The sequence below is a fragment of the Actinosynnema sp. genome (assembly GCF_052038725.1).
This window is the reverse complement of sequence record NZ_JBQGCX010000793.1, coordinates 1-2,009: the sequence shown is the minus strand read 5'-3', so window position 1 is coordinate 2,009 and position 2,009 is coordinate 1. Positions and strand designations below refer to the sequence as shown.

Sequence of the window (2,009 nt, the reverse complement as noted above, 5' to 3'; positions counted from 1 at the left end):
CGCCGCGCCGCCGCCCCGGTCCGCGCCCGCGCACCGCCACCGTCCACAGGTCCGGCCCGGCGAGCCCCCACCGCTCCAGCCGCTGGGTCGCCGCGGCGAACCCGGTGGTGGCGGCCCGCTCCATCAGCGCCACCGGCAGGTCGATCCGCACCAGGTCCCCGGCCAGCACGAGGAAGTCGTCCGGGGTGCGCACACCCGGCCTGCGCGCGAAACCGCCCGGCGGGAACAGCGGGCAGTCCGCGCGCAGCTCGTGCCGCTCGTCCACCACCCGCGCCTCCCGCGTCTCCGGGTACACCACCCGCAGCTGCTCCAGCAGCCCCCGCCGCGCGCCCTCCTCGTCGACGCCGGGCGGCAGCGAGTAGCCGTGCAGCTCCACGACGGACCCGCCGGTGCGCGCCGCCCACGCCCGCGCCTCGTGCTCGTAGGAGTTGAGCACCGTCACGTTGTCCAGCGCCCCGTACCCGCTGGTGCCCAGGAACCCCGGCCGGTCCGGCCACACCGGCCGGTCCAGCCAGTACCGGGACACCAGGAACGGCGGCGCGCTCTCCAGCGCGGCGACCCGGTCGCGCCACTTCGCGCTGCCGAGCCGGGAGCCGGACACCACCGACTTGAGCCCGCCCACGTCCAGCGCCAGCACCACCGCGTCCGCGTGCAGCTCCTCACCGCCCGCGCGCACGGCGAACCGGCGCGGCCCGCCCGGTCGCACCGACTCGACCGCGCAGCCGGTGCGGACCTCGCCGCCGCGCGCGGTGATCCGGCGGGCCAGCGGGTCCCACAGCCCGTGCGGGAACGGGTCCGCGGCCACGTCGAACAGCAGGCCCTCGGCCGAGCCGAGGAAGTAGATGTGGAACATCGTCGCCAGCTCCGCCGCCGACATCCTGCTGGGGTGGGCGAAGAAGCTGCGGGAGAACACCTCGAACGCCAGGGCGTGCGCGGCCTCCGGGAAGCGCAGGCGCTCCAGGTAACCCGCCGCGTCCAGGTGGTCGAGCTCGTGGTAGGTGCGCGGCACCGACACGTCCAGCAGCGGCAGCGCGGCCCGCGCGTCCACGCCGGGCAGGTCGCGCCAGCGGAACGTGGGGCTGCGCAGCAGGAAGCCGGCGGCGTTCCACGGCGTGCTGCGCGGCAGCCCGGCGAAGCCCTCGCGGTGCCCGCCCGCGTGCCACAACGGGTAGTCCGGCATCGCCACCAGCGCGGACCCGGTCGGGTCGACCCGGCCCAGCTGGGAGCGCTGTTTGTAGTACTGCCTTAATAACGGGTGGAACCCGGGCTTCATCGTCACCCGGCTGCCGGCCGCCAGCTCGGTCGGCCAGCCGCCGACCCGGCCGCCCAGGTAGTCCTCGCGCTCGCACACCACCACCCGCACGCCGCGCTCGGACAGCACCGTCGCGGCCGACAGCCCGGCGATGCCGCCGCCGACCACCACGACCACGGGCGGCTCGCCGGACGCGACCGCCGTGCCGCGCGGGCCGGGGAGCCTGCGCGCCCTGCGGTCCCGCGTCACGCCCGCACGCCCCGGAAGGTGTGCGCGACCCCCCGCTGCCAGCCACCGGCGGTGGTGCTGGAGACGGCGGTGAACCCGGTGCGGCGCAAGCGGTCCCGGAACCGGCCGGCCCCGTCGAAGCGCAGCGCGCTGCGCCACAGGTAGGTGTAGAGCTTCGGGTCGCGGGTGACCACCGCGCCCGCCGGGATGATCACCGACCAGCACACCGCCGTCCACACCGCCGCGCCCGCCCACGAGTCGCGCACCGAGTAGTCGTGGGCGACGAACGCGGCGCCGGGCTTGAGCAGGTCGAAGACGCTGCGCAGCACCGGATCGGGCTCGGCGAGGTTGCGCACCAGGTAGGCGGCGAGGATCCCGTCGAACGGGCCCTCCTCGGCCAGGTCCTCGGCGCGGGCGTTGACGAACCGCACCGACTCGGGCCAGTCCTTGGCCCGCGCCCGCGCGATCATGCCCGCCGAGGCGTCCACCCCGGTGATCTCCGCCTCGGGCGCGACCGACAGCAGCGCCG

Annotated in this window: 2 protein-coding genes; both read right to left on the bottom strand. The window is 76.4% G+C overall.

The annotated features are described in order from the left end of the window. Positions 1 to 1,501, bottom strand: a 1,501-nt coding sequence (locus tag ACTUAL_RS16345; RefSeq protein WP_440900871.1) for an FAD-dependent oxidoreductase, incomplete at its 3' end; no start/stop codon positions are given. Then, positions 1,498 to 2,009: class I SAM-dependent methyltransferase (locus ACTUAL_RS16340; protein ID WP_440900870.1), on the bottom strand; the 512-nt coding region annotated here is incomplete at its 5' end. The genes ACTUAL_RS16340 and ACTUAL_RS16345, both read right to left, overlap by 4 nt.